Annotated in this window: 17 protein-coding genes; 5 read left to right on the top strand and 12 right to left on the bottom strand. The window is 71.9% G+C overall.

All coding sequences use genetic code 11. From position 1 onward, the window contains the following. Position 1: 1 nt before the first annotated feature. Both ACFY0F_RS04095 and ACFY0F_RS04090 read left to right on the top strand, forming a co-directional pair. The gene (locus ACFY0F_RS04095; RefSeq protein WP_388789191.1) at positions 2–112 is read left to right on the top strand and encodes a trp operon leader peptide; all 111 of its coding nucleotides are present in this window, start codon (positions 2–4) and stop codon (positions 110–112) included. A 106-nt stretch (positions 113–218) separates the two neighbouring features. After that, on the top strand, positions 219–2,081 hold the full coding sequence (locus ACFY0F_RS04090) for an anthranilate synthase family protein (RefSeq protein ID WP_388788488.1): 1,863 nt from the start codon (positions 219–221) through the stop codon (positions 2,079–2,081). Between the two features lie 47 nt (positions 2,082–2,128). Here ACFY0F_RS04090 and ACFY0F_RS04085 read toward each other — a convergent pair whose 3' ends face one another. The 4 genes from ACFY0F_RS04085 to ACFY0F_RS04070 all read right to left on the bottom strand — a co-directional run bounded on the left by ACFY0F_RS04085 (position 2,129) and on the right by ACFY0F_RS04070 (position 5,929). After that, positions 2,129–3,157 (bottom strand): 6-phosphofructokinase, encoded by a 1,029-nt coding sequence (locus ACFY0F_RS04085; RefSeq protein WP_388788485.1) that lies wholly within the window; start codon positions 3,155–3,157, stop codon positions 2,129–2,131. A 110-nt stretch (positions 3,158–3,267) separates the two neighbouring features. Then, entirely contained in the window at positions 3,268–3,945 is a 678-nt protein-coding gene (locus ACFY0F_RS04080; protein WP_388788483.1) for a response regulator, read from the bottom strand. Further along, on the bottom strand, positions 3,942–5,168 hold the full coding sequence (gene macS / locus ACFY0F_RS04075) for a MacS family sensor histidine kinase (protein ID WP_388788480.1): 1,227 nt from the start codon (positions 5,166–5,168) through the stop codon (positions 3,942–3,944). Before macS ends, ACFY0F_RS04080 begins: the two co-directional genes overlap by 4 nt. 50 nt (positions 5,169–5,218) lie before the next feature. Further along, positions 5,219–5,929, bottom strand: a complete 711-nt coding sequence (locus ACFY0F_RS04070) for a lysophospholipid acyltransferase family protein (RefSeq protein ID WP_388789188.1) — start codon at positions 5,927–5,929, stop codon at positions 5,219–5,221. A gap of 160 nt (positions 5,930–6,089) precedes the next feature. Here ACFY0F_RS04070 and ACFY0F_RS04065 point away from each other — a divergent pair, with 160 nt between their 5' ends. Continuing rightward, complete coding sequence (locus tag ACFY0F_RS04065) at positions 6,090–6,869, top strand: alpha/beta hydrolase (protein WP_388788478.1); 780 nt, start codon at positions 6,090–6,092, stop codon at positions 6,867–6,869. Then, a complete protein-coding gene (locus ACFY0F_RS04060) occupies positions 6,862–7,497 on the top strand; it encodes a hypothetical protein (RefSeq protein WP_388788476.1) in 636 nt (211 codons plus the stop codon). Before ACFY0F_RS04065 ends, ACFY0F_RS04060 begins: the two co-directional genes overlap by 8 nt. Before the next feature lie 87 nt (positions 7,498–7,584). Here the strand turns inward: ACFY0F_RS04060 and ACFY0F_RS04055 are convergent, their stop codons facing one another. From ACFY0F_RS04055 to ACFY0F_RS04030, 6 genes are all read right to left on the bottom strand, one after another. Next, entirely contained in the window at positions 7,585–8,331 is a 747-nt protein-coding gene (locus ACFY0F_RS04055) for an endonuclease/exonuclease/phosphatase family protein (RefSeq protein WP_388788473.1), read from the bottom strand. A 69-nt stretch (positions 8,332–8,400) separates the two neighbouring features. After that, positions 8,401–9,354, bottom strand: coding sequence for an ROK family glucokinase (locus ACFY0F_RS04050; protein ID WP_388788471.1), 954 nt, complete (start codon positions 9,352–9,354; stop codon positions 8,401–8,403). Between the two features lie 124 nt (positions 9,355–9,478). Beyond that, positions 9,479–9,988, bottom strand: a complete 510-nt coding sequence (locus ACFY0F_RS04045; RefSeq protein WP_388788469.1) for a DUF5304 domain-containing protein — start codon at positions 9,986–9,988, stop codon at positions 9,479–9,481. An 84-nt stretch (positions 9,989–10,072) separates the two neighbouring features. After that, positions 10,073–11,242, bottom strand: a complete 1,170-nt coding sequence (locus tag ACFY0F_RS04040; protein ID WP_388788466.1) for an ArsA family ATPase — start codon at positions 11,240–11,242, stop codon at positions 10,073–10,075. Positions 11,243–11,284: 42 nt separating this feature from the next. Beyond that, the gene (locus tag ACFY0F_RS04035) at positions 11,285–11,728 is read right to left on the bottom strand and encodes an SRPBCC family protein (protein ID WP_388788463.1); all 444 of its coding nucleotides are present in this window, start codon (positions 11,726–11,728) and stop codon (positions 11,285–11,287) included. A gap of 154 nt (positions 11,729–11,882) precedes the next feature. Then, the gene (locus tag ACFY0F_RS04030; RefSeq protein ID WP_388788460.1) at positions 11,883–12,689 is read right to left on the bottom strand and encodes a metallophosphoesterase; all 807 of its coding nucleotides are present in this window, start codon (positions 12,687–12,689) and stop codon (positions 11,883–11,885) included. 296 nt (positions 12,690–12,985) lie between these two features. On the opposite strand from ACFY0F_RS04030, the gene ACFY0F_RS04025 reads away from it, so the two are divergent. Continuing rightward, positions 12,986–14,782 carry an AMP-dependent synthetase/ligase gene (locus ACFY0F_RS04025; protein ID WP_388788458.1) on the top strand — a complete coding sequence of 599 codons (1,797 nt, stop codon included), beginning with the start codon at positions 12,986–12,988 and terminating at the stop codon, positions 14,780–14,782. 43 nt (positions 14,783–14,825) lie between these two features. Here the strand turns inward: ACFY0F_RS04025 and ACFY0F_RS04020 are convergent, their stop codons facing one another. Then, positions 14,826–16,412, bottom strand: coding sequence for a GMC oxidoreductase (locus tag ACFY0F_RS04020; RefSeq protein WP_388788456.1), 1,587 nt, complete (start codon positions 16,410–16,412; stop codon positions 14,826–14,828). 83 nt (positions 16,413–16,495) lie between these two features. Beyond that, positions 16,496–17,638, bottom strand: coding sequence for a glycosyltransferase family 4 protein (locus tag ACFY0F_RS04015; protein ID WP_388788454.1), 1,143 nt, complete (start codon positions 17,636–17,638; stop codon positions 16,496–16,498). Positions 17,639–17,736 lie beyond the last annotated feature (98 nt).

The raw sequence follows: 17,736 nt of genomic DNA, 5'->3' as shown, positions 1-17,736 counted from the left end.
AATGAGACGGGGCGATCACGGTACGGACAGCCGGCTGTGCGGTAGGGTTCCCGGCATGTTCGCGCTTTCGATCCAGAACTGGTGGTGGACCGCTCATCCGGCGGCCCACTGACTGCGCGTACGCAAGACTTCGCGAAGGCCGCCCGAGGGGCGGCCTTCGGCGTTTCCCGGGGTCGTTCCTCACCGACATCGACGTCAGTTCGACGGAAGAGGAACCCATGGACCTGGCACAGCTCCTTGCCGACCCCCGACCCTTCGCCCTGCTGCGCCGCCGCACCCCCGGCCGCGACGAGAGCACGGTCGAGGTCCTCGTCGGCCCGGTCGTCACCCGCGACCGTCTCGCCGACCTGCCCGACGAGGGCCTCGCGCTGGTCCCCTTCCGGCAGATCCGCGAGCGCGGCTTCGACGTCCGCGACGACGGCACGCCGCTGGCGGCGCTGACGCCCGAGGAGTCGTACGAGGTCCCGCTCGCCGACGCGCTGGCGGCGCTGCCCTCCCACCGGGTGCGGGTCGAGGGCGGTGGCTTCGACGTCGGCGACGAGGAGTACGGCGAGATCGTCGGGCGGGTGCTGCGCGAGGAGATCGGGCGGGGCGAGGGCGCCAACTTCGTGATCCGGCGGACGTACCAGGGCGAGATCCCCGGGTTCTCCAGGGCCGACGCGCTCGCGCTGTTCCGGCGGCTGCTGGAGGGCGAGCGGGGGGCGTACTGGACGTTCGTCGTGCACACCGGGGACCGGACGCTGGTCGGCGCCAGCCCGGAGGTGCACGTGCGGATGGCCGGCGGGACCGTCGTCATGAACCCGATCAGCGGGACGTACCGCTATCCGGACGAGGGGCCCACCGCCGGTCATCTGCTCGGCTTCCTCGCCGACGGCAAGGAGATCGAGGAGCTGTCGATGGTGGTCGACGAGGAGCTCAAGATGATGTGCACCGTCGGGGACATGGGCGGGGTCGTCATCGGCCCCCGGCTGAAGGAGATGGCCCATCTCGCGCACACCGAGTACGAGCTGCGCGGGAAGTCCTCCCTGGACGTGCGCGAGGTGCTGAGGGAGACCATGTTCGCGGCGACGGTCACCGGATCCCCGGTGCAGAACGCGTGCCGGGTGATCGAGCGCCACGAGGTCGGCGGACGGGGTTACTACGCGGGCGCCCTGGCCCTGCTCGGCCGGGACTGCGGGGGCGCCCAGACCCTGGACTCCCCGATCCTGATCCGCACCGCCGACATCTCCCGCGGCGGCCGTCTGCGCGTCCCGGTCGGCGCGACGCTGGTCCGCGGCTCGGACCCGGCGGGCGAGGTGGCCGAGACCCACGCGAAGGCGGCGGGCGTGCTGGCGGCCCTCGGGGTGCGGCCCGCCCGGCCACGCGACGAGCGGGGACGCCCCCGACTCGCCGACGACCCGCGGGTCCGGGCCGCGCTGGACGGCCGCCGGGCCTCGCTGGCCCCCTTCTGGCTGCGGATGCAGGAGCGGTCCACCGCCCTGGACGGTCACGCCCTGGTCGTCGACGGGGAGGACACCTTCACCGCGATGCTGGCGCACGTGCTGCGCTCGGCCGGCCTCGACGTGACCGTCCGGCGGTACGACGAGCCCGGTCTGCGGGGGGCGGTGCTCGCACACGAGGGGCCCGTCGTGCTCGGGCCCGGGCCGGGCGACCCCTCGGACCCGGCCGACCCGAAGATGCGGCTGCTGCGCGAGCTGACCGCCGAGGTGGTCCGGGAGCACCGGCACGGCCTGCTCGGGGTCTGCCTCGGGCACGAGCTGATCGCGGCGGAGCTCGGGCTGGACATCGTCCGCAAGGAGGTGCCCCACCAGGGGGCGCAGACGACGATCGACCTCTTCGGGCGCCCGGAGACGGTCGGCTTCTACAACAGCTTCACCGCGCACTGCGACGAGGAGACCGCCCGGGAGCTGGCCGCGCACCGGATCGAGGTGAGCCGCGCGGAGAACGGCGAGGTGCACGCCGTACGGGGTCCGGGGTTCGCCGGGGTGCAGTTCCACCCGGAGTCGGTGCTGTCCCTGAACGGGGCGGCGATCGTGCGCGAGCTGATCGGCCGGCTCCGCCCGGCGGGCAGCAGGAACTGAGCGTTCCGGGCCCGGGGATCGCGGTTCCCGGGCCCGGAAGGGGGGGGTCAGCCGAAGAAGACGCCGACCTCGGCGTACAGCGCGGGATCCACCGTCTTCAGCTTCGCCGTGGCCTCCGCGATCGGGACGCGGACGATGTCGGTGCCGCGCAGGGCGACCATCCTGCCGAAGTCGCCGTCGCGGACGCAGTCGATGGCGTGCAGGCCGAAGCGGGTGGCGAGCCAGCGGTCGAAGGCGCTGGGGGTGCCGCCGCGCTGGATGTGCCCCAGCACGGTGGTGCGGGCCTCCTTGCCGGTGCGCTTCTCGATCTCCTTGGCCAGCCACTCGCCGACCCCGGACAGGCGGACGTGGCCGAAGGAGTCGAGCGACCCGTCCTTGAGGACCATGTCGCCGTCCTTCGGCATGGCGCCTTCCGCCACGACGACGATCGGGGCGTAGGAGGCCTTGAAACGGGAGGTGATCCAGGCGCAGACCTGGTCGAGGTCGAAGCGCTGCTCGGGGATGAGGATGACGTTCGCGCCGCCCGCGAGCCCGGAGTGCAGGGCGATCCAGCCGGCGTGACGGCCCATCACCTCGCAGACCAGGACCCGCATGTGGGACTCGGCGGTGGTGTGCAGCCGGTCGATGGCCTCGGTGGCGATGCCGACCGCGGTGTCGAAGCCGAAGGTGTAGTCGGTGGCGGAGAGGTCGTTGTCGATGGTCTTCGGCACGCCCACGCAGGGCACGCCGTACTCGTCCGACAGCCGCGCGGCGACCCCGAGGGTGTCCTCGCCGCCGATCGCGATCAGCGCCTCGACCTCCTGCTTGGCGAGGTTGTCCTTGATCCGGCGGACGCCGTCCTCCTGTTTGAGGGGGTTGGTCCGCGAGGAGCCGAGGATCGTGCCGCCGCGGGGCAGGATGCCGCGCACCGCGGGGATGTCGAGGCGGATGGTGTCGCCCTCCAGGGGCCCTCGCCAGCCGTCCCGGAAGCCGACGAAGTCGTAGCCGTACTCCTGTACGCCCTTGCGCACGATGCCCCGGATGACGGCGTTGAGCCCGGGGCAGTCGCCGCCTCCGGTCAGTACTCCGACCCGCATGGAATTGTCCCTTCGCAGCGGTTGCCTGACGGAGAGTAACGGTAGTGGTGATTCACGTCACACAGCGAGAGGCGGGAAGGGCAATTCCGGTGAACCGCCGGGAATTTGCTTTACTCGTCGTCAAGTCCGCGTTCTATGGCGTACCGCACGAGTTCCACCCGGTTGTGCAACTGGAGCTTGCCGAGGGTGTTCTGCACGTGGTTCTGCACCGTGCGGTGCGAGATGACCAGGCGTTCGGCGATCTGCTTGTAACTCAGGCCCTTGGCGACCAGCCGCAGCACCTCGGTCTCGCGGTCGGTCAGCCGGGGCGCCTTCGGCTCGTCGGTGTCCGGCGCGGGGGCGGGCTCGGAGGCGAGCCGGCGGTACTCGCCGAGCACCAGTCCGGCGAGGCCGGGCGTGAACACCGGGTCGCCGACCGCCGTACGGCGCACCGCGTCCAGCAGTTCCTCCGTGGACGCCGACTTCAGCAGGTAGCCGGTCGCGCCGGACTTCACCGCCTCCAGCACGTCGGCGTGCTCACCGCTCGCCGACAGCACCAGCACGCGCAGCGCCGGATCGGCGGCCACCAGCTCCTTGCAGACCTGGACGCCCGGCTTGACCGGCAGGTTGAGGTCCAGCACGAGGACGTCGGGGGCCGCGGCCTTCGCGCGGCGCACCGCCTGCTCGCCGTCGCCCGCGGTGGCCACCACCTCCAGGCCGGACTCGGCCAGGTCCCGGGCGACCGCGTCGCGCCACATCGGGTGGTCGTCGACCACCATGACCCGGATCGGGTCCTGTTGCCGTGTCATCGCCTGTCCGCCTTCCCCCGGGAGACCTTGTGGTCCTTCGGTACCTTCAGTTCGACTTCCGTGCCCTGCCCCGGAGTCGAGACCAGCTCGGCGCTGCCGCCCAGGTCGCGCAGCCGCCCCCGGATGGACAGGGCCACCCCGAGCCGCCCCTCGCCCTCGGCCTGGTCCAGCCGCCCTTCCGGGATGCCGGGTCCGTCGTCCCGTACGGTCACCACGACCTCGTCCGGCTCGTCCTCGACCAGGATCCAGGCCCGCGCGCCCTCGCCCGCGTGCCGCCGGACGTTGTCCAGGGCGGCGCCGACCGCCGCGGCCAGCTCCCGTGCGGCGCCGGGCGGGAGGAACACGGGGGCGCCGGGCTCGGCGAGGCTGACGAGGGCGCCGGCGAACGGGGCGAGCAGTGCACGCAGGTCGACGGGACCGGAGGGGACGTCCGGCTCCTCCACGGCCCGTACGACCGCTCCCTCGGCCGGGTCCTGGGAGACGCGCGGGACGGGCACCAGGCCGCCGGAGACCAGCGTGCGCAGCGCCACCTCCTGCTCCCCCGCCATCCGGCCCAGCTCGGCCGCCTCGCCCCCGATGACCGCACCGCGCCGCTGCACCATGGCCAGCACCTGCAGCACGCTGTCGTGGATGTCCCGGGCGAGCCGCTCCCGTTCCCGGGTCGCGGCCTCGATCTCCAGGGCGCGGGCGAGCGTGCGCTCGGAGGCGCGGGCCACCTCGACGACGTAGCCGATGGCGATGGACGCGACCCACACGAGGATCACGTTGTGCACGGTGTCCCTGGCCGGGCTGCCGCGCTCGATCAGATTGGCGACGGCGACGGGAGTGGAGGCGAACGCGGCCCAGCGCCAGCCGCCCTTGACGGCGAAGGCGAGGACCGACCCCGCCGTCCATATCGACGGCAGGGTGGGGCCGCCGCGGTCGATGTGCTGGGCGGTGGCCACCCACGGGGTGAGGACGATGCCGGCGAGCGCGACCGCGAGGTCGACGGCGAGGAAGCGCCTGGTGCAGACAGCCGCGTTCTGCACGCGGGGCAGCGTGGCCAGCGTCCAGACGAACAGGACGGCGTAGTAGGCGATGGCGACGCCGGGGCGGTCGTACTCGTCGTAGGCGGAGGCGAACAGGCCGACCGCGTACAGCATCGTCAGCACGCGGTAACCGGCCAGCGCCCGCCACAGCGGCAGCTCCACCGACATCCGCATGACTCGCTCGCGCCTGGCCATGTCCCCCACGCCCCCGGATCCCCGACTCCCCCGACGCCACCGACTCCCGGCTAGGACTCGGCGTTCTTCTTCCCGGCCTTCTCCGCCTTCGCGGCCTCCGCTATCTGGCGCTTGGCGGCGGTGGCGTAGATGTCGACGTACTCCTGGCCGGAGAGCTTCATGATCTCGTACATGACCTCGTCGGTCACCGCCCGCAGCACGAACCGGTCGTGCTCCATGCCCTGGTAGCGGCTGAAGTCCAGGGGCCTGCCGATGCGGATGCCGGGCCGCATCAGCTTCGGCATCACCTTCCCGGGCGGCTGGATCTTCTCCGTGTCGATCATCGCGACGGGGATGACCGGAGCGCCGGTGGCGAGGGCCACGCGCGCGAGGCCACCGGGCTTGCCCCGGTAGAGGCGCCCGTCGGGCGAGCGGGTGCCCTCGGGGTAGATGCCGAACAGCTCACCGCGCTCCAGGACCTCTATCCCGCTCTTGATGGCCGCCTCGCCCGCGCCCCGCGCGCCGGAGCGGTCCACCGGGAGCTGGCCGACGCCCTTGAAGAAGGCCGCGGTGAGCCGCCCCTTCACGCCGGGCGTGGTGAAGTACTCCGCCTTCGCGATGAAGGTGACCTTGCGGTCGAGGACCGCGGGCAGGAAGAACGAGTCCGAGAACGAGAGGTGGTTGCTCGCCAGGATGGCGGCGCCCTCGGCCGGAATGTTCTCCAGGCCTTCCACCCAGGGCCTGAAGGCGACCTTCAGCGGTCCCCCGATGGCGACCTTCATCGTGCCGTACAACAACCGAGTGCCTCCTGTTCCCGTCGATCAGACCTTAACCCGGTCCGCCGTCAATGGCGCCGACGGCCCTGGTCGGTGTCAGTGGGGTCGCGTACGGTGAAGCAACACCTGGAGTCGTTCACGCCCCTCTCATGAACAGGAGACCGAAATGCCGGTTCTCCCTGGAGCCGAGCCGTACCGTCACGAGGGCGGTCCGGTGGGTGTCGTCCTGTGCCACGGGTTCACCGGAGCGCCGCAGTCGCTGCGCCCCTGGGCGGAGCACCATGCCGCGCACGGCCTGACCGTGTCGTTGCCGCTGCTGCCCGGTCACGGTACGAGTTGGGAGGACATGCAGGTCACCGGCTGGCAGGACTGGTACGCGGAGGTCGACCGGGAGCTGCGTCTGCTGCGCCGGCGCTGCGCGCGGGTGTTCGTGGCGGGCCTGTCGATGGGCGGGGCGCTGGCGTTGCGGCTCGCCGCGAAACACGGGGAGAGGGTGCAGGGCGTCGTACTCGTCAACCCGGCGAACAAGGTGCACGGCCTGTCCGCGTACGCCCTTCCGGTGGCCCGGCACCTCGTCCGTACGACGAGGGGCATCGCGAGCGACATCGCGAAGGAGGGCGCCTCGGAGCTGGGCTATGACCGGGTGCCGTTGCACGCGGCCCATTCCCTGCGGAACTTCTTCCGGCTGGTGGACGGCGAGTTGCCGCAGGTCACCCAGCCGCTGCTGCTCCTGCGCAGCGCGCGGGACCATGTGGTGCCCGCGGCCGATTCCGCCCGCGTGCTGAGCCGGGTGTCCTCGGTCGACGTAACGGAGGTCGTGCTGGAACACAGCTACCACGTGGCGACGTTGGACCATGATGCGAACCGGATCTTCGAGGAGAGCCTTGCCTTCATCGGCCGGCTCGCACCCAGTGTCGGCAAGGAAGGGACGGCCGCAGTTGGCTGAGCACGACTCCGACCGCGAGGACCGCGAGCCGGACGAGAAGGGCGTTCCCTTCGACGAGGAGGCCGCCTGGGCGGCGATCGTCGCCGGGTACGGGGAGGAGCCCGAGGACCCACCGGGCACCAAGCCGTATCTGCCGGTCGAGGATCTCGCGCTGCCCGAGACGGATCTCGGGCAGAACCTCAACGGGAAGCCCGAGAAGAAGAACGGGAACGTCGAGAAGAAGAACGGGAACGCCGAGAAGAAGACGGACGACGACGCGGAGGAGCGGCAGCGGCCGCCTGCCGGGTCGCTGGGCAGCTCGGTCTCCTTCGCGCCCGGCGTCGGCCCGCGTGACTACACGGCGCGGGAGCCGTCCGAGGACGACTTCGACGAGGACGACGAGGGCCACTTCGTGCCGCCCGAGCCGCCCCCGCTGCCCGACACCGACACCACCGCCAGGTTCGCCTGGCTGGGGGTGGTCGGCGGCCCGGTCCTGCTCCTGCTCGCCGTGGTGTTCGGCTGGGAGATGACCTGGTGGCTGGCGACCCTGGGCATCGGCGGCTTCCTGGGCGGGTTCACCGCGCTGGTGGTGCGGATGCGGACGGACGAGGACGAGGACGACGATCCGGGGCGGGGCGCGGTCGTCTGAGCGACGCGTCAGCCTGCCGGGATCCAGAGGGCGGCCGGGACCGGGAAGACGGTCCTGGCCGCCCTCGACGCGGTCGCCTCCCGGAGTTCAGGCCGCGGGCACCCGAAGTGCGGCCAGCACGGGGAGGTGGTCCGTCGCCCTCATGAGGTCCGCCTCGGTCACACCGGGATGGCCGAGGGGTACTCCGCAGCCGAGGACCTCGATGCCCTTGGTGGCGAAGATCGCGTCGATACGGCGGTGGGGCTCGTCGCGGGTCCAGGTGTGTTCGCCGCCCCAGGGGGCGGTGGCCCGGCAGTCCTGGAGGCCGTCGGCGAGGCGCCGGAAGGTCGGGCCGTCGGGGCGCTCGTTGAGGTCGCCGCCCGCGATCGCGTGCGGGGTGCCGAGGCCCGCCAGACGGTCGAGGAGCATGCCGCCCTGCTCGTACCGCTCGTCCTTGCGGAGGCTGAGGTGACAGCTCAGGACGCCGAGGCGGGCGCCGCCGAAGCGGACCACGGCCGTGGCGAAGCCGCGCCTGTGGAGGCCGGGGGTGAGCGGGAGGAGTACGTCTTGCGTCCGCTCGACGGTGGCCCGCAGGTTGCAGAGGATCGCCGGGCCCGCGGCCGTCGCGCCGCCCGTGAGGATGACCTGGCCGGAGGCGGCGGCCAGGCGGGCCAGCTTCTTGCGCCAGCGGAAGAAGAGCGGGGCTTCCTGGACGAGGACCAGGTCGGGGTCGCAGGCGGTGATCACCCGGGCGAGGGCGTCGGTGTCGTCGCGCATCGAGCGGATGTTGTAGCCGAGGACGCGGATGACGGCTGAACCGTCGGGCTCGGTCCGGGAGTTCGGAAGCAGCGCCATGCGATCAATGTACGCCCCACGACAGGGGCGCGAGACTCCCGCCTCGCGCCCCCGTACAGCACGGGTCCGCTACATGATCGGGTCGGGCTCGCGGGCCAGGTCCGCCGCGCCGACGAGTCCGGCCTTGTTGCCGAGCTGGGCCGCGATGACGTCGGCCACCGGGCGCCAGTTGCCGCCGACCAGCCAGCGCTTGTAGGACTTGCGGATGGGGTCGAGGACCAGTTCGCCCTCGTCGGACAGGCCGCCGCCCACGATGAACGCAGAGGGGTCGAAGAGGGAGGCGAGGTCGGCGAGGCCGGCGCCGGCCCAGCGGGCCAGCTCGCGGTAGGAGTCGACGGCGACCGGGTCGCCCTGGCGGGCGGCCATGGAGATGTGCTTGCCCTCGATGCCGTCGGGGGTGCCGTCGCCGAGGCCGAGCAGGATCTCGGCGTTCTCGGGGGTGGCGTTGGCGCGCTGCTTGGCGTAGCGGACGAGGGCGCGTCCGGAGGCGTACTGCTCCCAGCAGCCCTGCGAGCCGCAGCCGCACAGGAGCCCGTCCGGGACCATGCGGATGTGCCCGAACTCGGCGGCCACGCCGAAGTGGCCGCGGCGCAGCTTGTTGCCGATGATGATGCCGCCGCCGAGGCCGGTGCCGAGGGTGATGCAGATGACGTTGCGGTGGCCCTTGCCGGCACCGAACTTGTACTCGCCCCAGGCGGCGGCGTTCGCGTCGTTCTCCACGACGACCGGGAGGCCCACGCGGGCCTCGACCTCTTCCTTCAGCGGTTCCTGGCGCCAGTCGATGTTGGGCGCGAAGTAGACCGTGGAGCGCTGGCGGTTGACGTATCCGGCGGCGCCGATGCCCACGCCGACGATCTCGTGCCCGGCGCGGGCGCCCTCCACCGCCGAGGCGATGGCGTCCACGATGCCCTCGGGCGTGCCCGGGGTCGGCACCTTGAAGGTCGAGAGGATGTTGCCTTCCTCATCGACCACGCCGGCCGCGATCTTCGTGCCGCCGATGTCGACGCCGATGGTGAGTCCCATGAATCCCTCAGTTTCGGTCGAGCCCCGCTACCGCCAACCGTACCCGAGGCCCTGCTGTCGGCTTCCCGTCGTCCGCCCGCAAGGTGGACGACGGAAAGCCGACAGCAGGCTCTGCAGGGGGCTCTCAGTCCAGGTCGATGCGTTGCCCCGGGCCGGTGCCCTCGCCCGGGTCGTCGCGGTCGTTCCAGCCTTTCCTCAGGTCGTCCTCGAGGCCGCCGGGATCGGACGTCCAGCGCCGCTCCTGGGACTGGACGGCCGAGCGGTAGGCGGCCAGCAGTTCGTTCCCGGCTGCCGCCAGGTGGTCGAAGACGTCGGGGTTGCGCTCCAGGACGGGTTCCACGGCGGCCTTCGCCTGCTGTACGACCTGCCGCACCACCTGCTGGGCGGCGGGTCCGGCGACCGCGCCGAACAGCGGGGACTGGATGCCGGAGAGTTTGTCGGCGACCGCGTCGACCAGCTTGCGCAGTTCCTCGGCGGCCGCGCCCGGAGGCGGACCCTGTTCGGCGCGTCGGCGGGCCTTCTCCGCCGCGAGGTCCTCGGCACAGGCCGTGGCCCAGGCGTCGGCGTCGGTCGCCCGCACCTCGTCGACGGCCTCCGGTTCCGGGGCGTCGGGCGTGGGGCGCTCTTCGCTCATGACGGACTCCTGACTACGGTTCGCTCTTACGACGTTACCCGAACGGGCGTACTCGGTTCACCGCTCCGGGGCCGCGGCCGAATGTCACTGCTCGCGCGGCCACAGGCCGGGGTCCGGCGCGAAGCGGATGCGCAGCTCGCCGTCGCGCAGGGCGGCCCCCGCGACGGTGCACCGGCGCAGCGCGGAGGGCAGCGGGACGATCCGGCGGAACGGGCCGACCGTGATCACGATCTCGTCGCCGCGCCGGACCAGGTCCAGTTCGTCCCGTATGGCGCCGGGCAGCGGAATGTGCCAGACCAGGACGCCGTCCTCGGCGATCCGGTCGGTCACGGGCCACTCGACCGGGGCGGGCGCCGGGTCGGCCCCGGGCACGGCGAGCGCGGCGAGGTCGTCCGCGCCGCGCGGGTCCCGGCCCAAGTGGGCGACGGCGTGGACGTCGAACGACGCGCGCCACTCGGCCAGGGTCTTGCCCTGCTGGGTGACGAGGCCCGCCGACCAGGGGTCGTCCGCGGTGTCCGGAAGGACGCGGTTGGCGATCAGGGCCTCGGTGCGCAGGCCGCGCAGGGCGAGGCCCAGGCGGGCGGTGCGCACGGCGTCGGCGGCGGCCGGTCCGGGCTCGGCGACCAGGTGGACGGCGGTGTGCCGGTCGGCGACGACCGCTTCCACGGCGGCGAGTTCGACGTCCCAGCGGGCGGCCGTCTCGTACAGCCAGTCCGCGGGCATGGGGACCCCGGCGAGCCGGCCGAGGACGGGGCGCAGGGCGCGGGCCGCCTGGCGCTCGGGGGGCAGGAGGCGGCGCAGGTACCGGCGCAGTTCCTCCGGGAGGGCGAGCAGGGTGAGGGCCTGCGGGGCGGGCGGCAGGTCGACGACGAGCAGTTCGTACCGCTCGGAGAGGGCGGCGTCCCGCAGGGCGCGCAGGAAGGACAGTTCCTCGGCGCCGGGCAGCGGGGTGACCTCCTCGGCGTCCAGCCGGGCGGCGCCGAGCAGGTCGAGGACGCTCGCGGCGCGGCTCTGGAAGGCGGTGAGGTCGCCCCGGAAGCGCTCGGCCGCGTCGGGCCGCCAGGCGGTGAGCTCGGGCGTGACCTGGACCGGGGCGGCGCCCGTGGCCGTGCCCAGGGCCGCCCCGAGGGTGTCGGTGCGGTCGGCGCTCAGCACGAGGGTGCGGGTGCCGTGGCCCGCGGCACGCAGGGCGGCGGCAGCGGCGACGGTCGTACGTCCGCAGCCGCCGGGGCCCGTGATCAGGATGGTGCGCATGGGGCTGAACGCTACCCGCGCTTCGCGGACGTTCCGGGCAACCTACTTCTCGCCCGACTCCACGCGCTTCTTCAGTCCGGCCAGCGCCCGGTCGATGATGACCTTCTCGGCCTTGCGCTTGATCATGCCGAGCATCGGGATCTTGACGTCCACGGTCAGCCGGTAGGTGACCTCGGTCGCGCCGGCGCCGGCGGGCCTGAGGATGTACGAGCCGTCGAGGGAGCGCAGCATCTGGGACTTCACCAGGGTCCAGGAGACCTCGTTCTGGCCGGTCCAGGTGTAGGCGAGGGTCTGGTCGTCCTTGATGGCGCCCGCGTCCATGACCAGGCGGACCTGCTCGGCGCGGCCCGCGTCGTCGGTCTGGAGGACCTCGGCCTCCTTCACCTCGCCGGTCCAGTCCGGGTAGCGGGCGAAGTCGGCGATCACCCCCATGACATCGGCCGGTGCCGCCTCGATGGTGATGCTCGAGCTGGTGTGTTCCGCCATCGCCGTGGCTCCTCCGGATGCGGCCGGTAGTCGTGTGGTCGTCGTGCGTCGTGGTCGTGCGTGGCCGTCGTGCGTCGTGGTCATGCGCACGGGTGTGCAGCGGAAGGCTACCGCGCCCGCCACCAGCCGACTTCACCCCGTACCCCGCGGCCCCTCACCATTCCAGCGCCCAGGGCTTTCCGGTGCCCGCGAAGTGCCCCACGTTCACGCACTCGGTCGCCCCGATCCGCATGCGCCGGACCAGCGGCTGGTGGACGTGTCCGAAGAGGGAGTAGCGGGGCCGGGTGCGGCGGATGGCGTCGAGCAGGGCGCGGCTGCCCCGTTCGAAGCGGCGCGCGACCGTGTCGTAGACCAGCTCGGGCACCTCCGGCGGGATGTGTGTGCACAGCACGTCCACCTCGCCGACGGCCTCGATCTTGGCCGCGTACTCCTCGTCGCTGATCTCGTACGGGGTGCGCATCGGGGTGCGCAGTCCGCCGCCCACGAAGCCGAAGACCCGGCCGCCGATCTCCACCCGTTCGCCGTCGAGCACGGTGGTGCCGGGCCCGGCGTACTCCCGCCACAAGTGCGGCATGTCGACATTGCCGTAGGTGGCGTACGTCGGTGCCGGGAACGCGGCGAACATCTCGGCATACTGCTTGCGTACCGCCTTCTCGATGGCGGTGGCCCGGTCGGCGGCGATGCCCGCCCACAGCCTGGCCCCGAACTCCCGCGCCTCCTCGAAGCGGCGCGCGGTGCGCAGTTCGACGATGCGGTCGGCGTTCTCCTTGCCGAACAGGTCGGGGAAGATGCCGCGCGCGTGGTCGGCGTAGTCGAGGAAGAGCACCAGATCGCCGAGACAGATCAGCGCGTCGGCCCCCTCACCGGCTGCGGCCAGGTCACGGGCGTTGCCGTGCACGTCGCTGACCACATGGACGCGGGTGACGCGGGTTCGGGAGCGGGCGGCTGATGTGGGGGCCATGGTGATCAAGAGTAGGCGGCGCGGTGCACTTGTGAACAGTGGCGGCCGGGCCTGCGGTTACTGGCTAGTCAGTTAGTGCGTCGACTACTGTGCGCTCAGGAACATCAACCCGTGTGACGCAGCGAACATCTCGCCGGGCCCCCCTGTCGAAGAAGCCATACCGGCGGGTAACGTCCGGGCAGTCCAGTCGTGCTCAGGATTTCGACAGCTGAACTTCCGAGCACTTGCCCGAGCCTTGGACCGACCGTCGCATCACACAACGTCGTGGCGCCGGCGCCCTATGAGGAGCAGCAGTCTTGCGCGAGTTCAGCCTTCCGGCTTTGTACGAGGTCCCTGCGGACGGAAACCTGACCGACATCGTCCGCAGAAACGCCGCGCAGCATCCTGACGTCGCCGTCATCGCCCGCAAGGTGGGCGGTGTGTGGCAGGACGTGACGGCCACGGCGTTCCTGGCCGAGGTGCGCGCCGCCGCCAAGGGCCTGATCGCCGCCGGCGTCCAGCCGGGCGACCGGGTGGGCCTGATGTCCCGTACCCGGTACGAGTGGACGCTGCTGGACTTCGCGATCTGGAGCGCGGGCGCGGTCACGGTGCCGGTGTACGAGACCAGCTCGCCCGAGCAGGTGCAGTGGATCCTCTCCGACTCGGGCGCCACCGCCTGCATCGTGGAGCAGCCGGCTCACGCCGCCGCCGTGGAGTCGGTGCGCGAGTCGCTGCCCGGGCTCAAGCACGTCTGGCAGATCGACGCCGGGGGCGTGGAGGAGCTGGGCCGGCTGGGCCAGGACGTCGCGGACGCGACCGTCGAGGAGCGCAGCTCGCTGGCGAAGGCCGACGACCCGGCGACGATCGTCTACACCTCGGGCACCACGGGCCGCCCCAAGGGCTGCGTCCTGACCCACCGCAGCTTCTTCGCCGAGTGCGGGAACGTCGTGGAGCGGCTGCGCCCGCTGTTCCGCACGGGTGAGTGTTCGGTCCTGCTGTTCCTGCCGCTCGCGCATGTCTTCGGCCGTCTGGTGCAGATCGCCCCGATGATGGCGCCGATCAAGCTGGGCAACGTCCCGGACATCAAGAACCTCACCGACGAACTGGCCGCGTTCCGCCCGACGCTGATCCTCGGTGTGCCGCGGGTGTTCGAGAAGGTGTACAACACCGCGCGGGCCAAGGCGCAGGCGGACGGCAAGGGCGCGATCTTCGACAAGGCGGCCGACACGGCCATCGCGTACAGCAAGGCGCTCGGCACGCCGTCGGGCCCGTCCGTGGGCCTGAAGATCAAGCACAAGGTCTTCGACAAGCTGGTCTACAGCAAGCTGCGCGCGGTGCTCGGCGGGCGCGGCGAGTACGCCATCTCCGGTGGCGCCCCGCTGGGCGAGCGGCTCGGCCACTTCTTCCGCGGCATCGGCTTCACGGTCCTGGAGGGCTACGGTCTGACCGAGTCCTGCGCGGCCACCGCGTTCAACCCCTGGGACCGGCAGAAGATCGGCACGGTCGGGCAGCCGCTGCCGGGCTCGGTGGTCCGTATCGCCGACGACGGCGAGGTGCTGCTGCACGGTGAGCACCTGTTCAAGGGCTACTGGAACAACGAGGCGGCGACCGCCGAGGCGCTGGCGGACGGCTGGTTCCACACCGGTGACATCGGCACCCTCGACGAGGACGGCTATCTGCGGATCACCGGCCGCAAGAAGGAGATCATCGTCACCGCGGGCGGCAAGAACGTCGCCCCGGCCGTGATAGAGGACCGCATCCGGGCGCACGCGCTGGTGGCGGAGTGCATGGTGGTGGGCGACGGGCGGCCGTTCGTGGGCGCGCTGATCACCATCGACGAGGAGTTCCTCGGCCGGTGGTGCGCCGAGCACGGCAAGCCGGCCGGCTCCACCGCGGCGTCGCTGTGCGAGGACCCGGATCTGCTGGCGGCGGTCCAGGCCGCGGTCGACGACGGCAACGCCGCGGTGTCGAAGGCGGAATCGGTGCGGAAGTTCCGCATTCTGCCCTCCCAGTTCACGGAGGAGTCGGGCCATCTCACGCCCTCGCTGAAGCTGAAGCGGAACGTGGTGGCGAAGGACTACGCGGCCGAGGTCGAGGCGATCTACGCGAAGTAGTCGCCCGTGGCCGCCCCGGCGGCCACCCCCCTTCCGCGACGGCTCATGGCGCGATGTCCTCGGCGAGGACCCGCGCCATGATGCGTTCGGCGAGCGCGGTGATCGTCACGAAGGGGTTGACCCCGGTCGAGCCGGGCACGAGCGAGCCGTCGGTGACGTAGAGCTTCGAGTAGCCCTTGACCCGGCCGTAGTCGTCGGTGGCCTTGCCGAGGACGCAGCCGCCCAGCGGGTGGTAGGTGAAGTCGTCGGCGAAGACCTTGGCTGTCGAGCCGAACAGGTCGTAGCGGTAGATGGTGGCGTTCGCCGAGTTGATCCGGTCGAACAGCTTCTTGGCCATGGCGACCGACACCGCGCTCTGGGCCGCCGTCCAGCCCAGTTTCACCGCGCCCGAGGCGGAGTCGTAGGTGAATCTCGCCCGTTGCGGGTTCTTGGTGATGGCGAGGTACATGCTGACCCAGTGCTCGATGCCCATGGGCAGCGGGGCGATCTCGGCGAAGACCGGGTTGTCGGCGTTGGCCCAGTCGTCGATGCCCATCACCGGCATGGTGGCCTGGTTGGCGCCGACGGTGTCCCAGACGTGGTTGGCGCGGCCGACCATGGTGTTGCCGTTGGTGCCCCAGCCGGCGCCGACGCTCGCGTCCAGGTCGGGCAGGGTGCCGGTGTCCCGGGCGCGGACGAGGAGTTCGCTGGTGCCGAGGCTTCCGCCGCCGAGGAAGAGGTACGTGCAGCTGTAGCTCCTGGTCTCGACGACCTTGCCCGTGTTGTCGATGCGGTCGGCGGTCAGGACGTAGCTTCCGTCGCCCGCCCGGCTGATGGACCGCACCTTCTCCAGGCTGTGGACGGTGACGTTGCCGGTGCCGAGCGCGGCGGCGAGGTACGTCTTGTCGAGGCTGCGCTTGCCGTGGTTGTTGCCGTAGATGACCTCCCCGGCGAGTGCGGACTTGGTGGCGGTGCCGGCCGCCTCGCGCTGCATGTAGCCGAAGTCGTAGACGTTCGGCACGAAGGTGGTCTTCAGGCCGGCGGTGGTGGCGGCCTTCCGGGAGGTGCGGGTGAACTGGTACCACTCGGTCGACTCGAACCAGGCCGGGTCGATGCTGTTGACGCCGAGCATGGCGCGGGCGCGCGGGAACCAGGTGCCGTACATCTCGTTCACGTCGACGGTCGGGAACAGCTCGGCGAAGTACGACTGGAGCGGGGTGACCGCCATCCCGCCGTTGACCAGCGAGCCACCGCCGACACCCCGGCCGACGTAGACGGACATGGCGTCGTAGTGCACGCGGTCCAGGGCCCCGGGGTAGGGGGTGATGTCCCTGTTGACGAGGTCCAGCCACAGGAAGGTGGCCAGCGGTGCCTCGGTGCGGGTGCGGAACCACATGGACCGCTGGTCCGGGGCGGTGGTGGTGCAGAACACCTTGCCGTCGGAGCCCGTGGTGTTCCACAGGCGGCCCATCTCCAGGACGACGGTGCGGATCCCGGCCTGGCCGAGACGGAGAGCGGCGACGGCACCTCCGTAGCCGGAGCCGATCACGATGGCCGGGGCGGACTCGACCGCTGCGGGCTCCACCGCGTGGGCCGACTGCAGGCCGGCACGGGTGAAGCCGAGGGTGGACGCCGTCTGCAGGGCGGCCATACCAAGGATATGACGTCTCGTCAGCTGACGCTGCATCAGTTTGGCTGTCATGCGCGCAGCATCGGCGGATTATTGGCCTCCGGCTAGAGGACTGCTTTCAACTTCTCGGCCAAAAGGTCCCAGCGCCACTTCTCCTCGACCCAGCTCCGTCCGCGCTCCCCCATCCGGCGGCGCAGTTCGGCGTCGCCGAGGAGGGCGACGATCCGCTCGGCGGCGTCGGCCGGGGAGCCGCCCCGGACCACCCAGCCGGTCTCGCCGTCCAGCACCGCGTCCGGGGCGCCGCCGGAGTCACCGGCGACGACGGGCAGCCCGGTGGCGGAGGCCTCCAGGTAGACGATGCCGAGGCCCTCGACGTCCAGACCGCCCCGCCGGGTCCGGCACGGCATGGCGAAGACGTCCCCGGCGCCGTAGTGCGCGGGCAGCTCGGACCAGGGCACGGCGCCGGTGAAGCGCACCGACGCGGCCACCCCGGTCTCGTCGGCGAGGCGGCGCAGGTCCTTCTCATAGGGGCCGCCACCGACGATCAGCAGGACGGCGTCCGGCTCGGCCGCGAGGATCCGGGGCATGGCCCGGATCAGCGTGTCCTGGCCCTTCCTCGGCACCAGCCGGGAGACGCACACCACCACGGGCCGCTCGGTCAGTCCGAGCCGCGCCCGCACCTCGGCGCCGCCCGACCCGGGATGGAAGATCTTCTCGTCCACGCCGGGCGGAAGCTGCACCATCCGTCCGGCCGCCCCGGGGCTGAGCGCGGCGGCGATCCGCGAGCGCGTGTACTCGCCGAGGTAGGTGAGGGTGTCCGTCGACTCGCCGATCCGGCGCAGCAGTTGCCGTGCCGCGGGCAGCTGGGCCCAGCCGGCCTCGTGCCCGTGCGTGGTGGCCACCAGCCGCCGCGCGCCCGCCTTCCTGAGGGCCGGGGCCATCAGCCCGAGCGGGGCCGCCGCCCCGAACCACACCGAGGTGCACCCGTGCTCGTCGAGCAGCCCGACGGCCCGCCGGGTGGCCTGCGGGGTGGGCAGCAGCATGGTGGTGCGGTCGCGTACGACGGTGAACGGCTGCTCGGCGTCGAACGCGGCCGTGGCCCGGGCGCCCTCCCGGCTCCGCTTCCAGGTGGAGGCGTAGACGACCAGCCGCTCCGGTTCCAGGCGCAGCGCCATGTTGTGCAGGAACGCCTGGATGCCGCCCGGCCGGGGCGGGAAGTCGTTGGTGACGATGAGGGTCTTGTGCATCGCCGCCGACCCTATCGAACGGGCCGTGTCCGGCCCGGAGCGGCCGAGTCTGTGGCGCGCCCATGGACGGGCAGGACATCATGTCCCCCTCAGGTGGT

Origin of the sequence: Streptomyces sp. NPDC001544 (assembly GCF_042894285.1) — a bacterium.
In the GTDB taxonomy this organism is placed as follows: domain Bacteria; phylum Actinomycetota; class Actinomycetes; order Streptomycetales; family Streptomycetaceae; genus Streptomyces.
The sequence above is the reverse complement of the archived record's forward strand: the minus strand, read 5'-3'. Positions and strand labels throughout refer to the sequence as shown.

Bases quoted from the DNA above. Each gene is read 5' to 3' on its own strand.
- ACFY0F_RS04090 (WP_388788488.1), top strand. From the start codon at position 219: ATGGACCTGGCACAGCTCCTTGCCGACCCCCGACCCTTCGCCCTGCTG.
- ACFY0F_RS04020 (WP_388788456.1), bottom strand. From the start codon at position 16,412: ATGGCCGCCCTGCAGACGGCGTCCACCCTCGGCTTCACCCGTGCCGGC.
- ACFY0F_RS04015 (WP_388788454.1), bottom strand. From the start codon at position 17,638: ATGCACAAGACCCTCATCGTCACCAACGACTTCCCGCCCCGGCCGGGC.
- ACFY0F_RS04065 (WP_388788478.1), top strand. From the start codon at position 6,090: ATGCCGGTTCTCCCTGGAGCCGAGCCGTACCGTCACGAGGGCGGTCCG.
- ACFY0F_RS04035 (WP_388788463.1), bottom strand. From the start codon at position 11,728: ATGGCGGAACACACCAGCTCGAGCATCACCATCGAGGCGGCACCGGCC.
- ACFY0F_RS04030 (WP_388788460.1), bottom strand. From the start codon at position 12,689: ATGGCCCCCACATCAGCCGCCCGCTCCCGAACCCGCGTCACCCGCGTC.
- ACFY0F_RS04040 (WP_388788466.1), bottom strand. From the start codon at position 11,242: ATGCGCACCATCCTGATCACGGGCCCCGGCGGCTGCGGACGTACGACC.
- ACFY0F_RS04055 (WP_388788473.1), bottom strand. From the start codon at position 8,331: ATGGCGCTGCTTCCGAACTCCCGGACCGAGCCCGACGGTTCAGCCGTC.
- ACFY0F_RS04095 (WP_388789191.1), top strand. From the start codon at position 2: ATGAGACGGGGCGATCACGGTACGGACAGCCGGCTGTGCGGTAGGGTT.
- ACFY0F_RS04050 (WP_388788471.1), bottom strand. From the start codon at position 9,354: ATGGGACTCACCATCGGCGTCGACATCGGCGGCACGAAGATCGCGGCC.
- ACFY0F_RS04045 (WP_388788469.1), bottom strand. From the start codon at position 9,988: ATGAGCGAAGAGCGCCCCACGCCCGACGCCCCGGAACCGGAGGCCGTC.
- ACFY0F_RS04085 (WP_388788485.1), bottom strand. From the start codon at position 3,157: ATGCGGGTCGGAGTACTGACCGGAGGCGGCGACTGCCCCGGGCTCAAC.
- ACFY0F_RS04080 (WP_388788483.1), bottom strand. From the start codon at position 3,945: ATGACACGGCAACAGGACCCGATCCGGGTCATGGTGGTCGACGACCAC.
- macS (WP_388788480.1), bottom strand. From the start codon at position 5,168: ATGGCCAGGCGCGAGCGAGTCATGCGGATGTCGGTGGAGCTGCCGCTG.
- ACFY0F_RS04070 (WP_388789188.1), bottom strand. From the start codon at position 5,929: ATGAAGGTCGCCATCGGGGGACCGCTGAAGGTCGCCTTCAGGCCCTGG.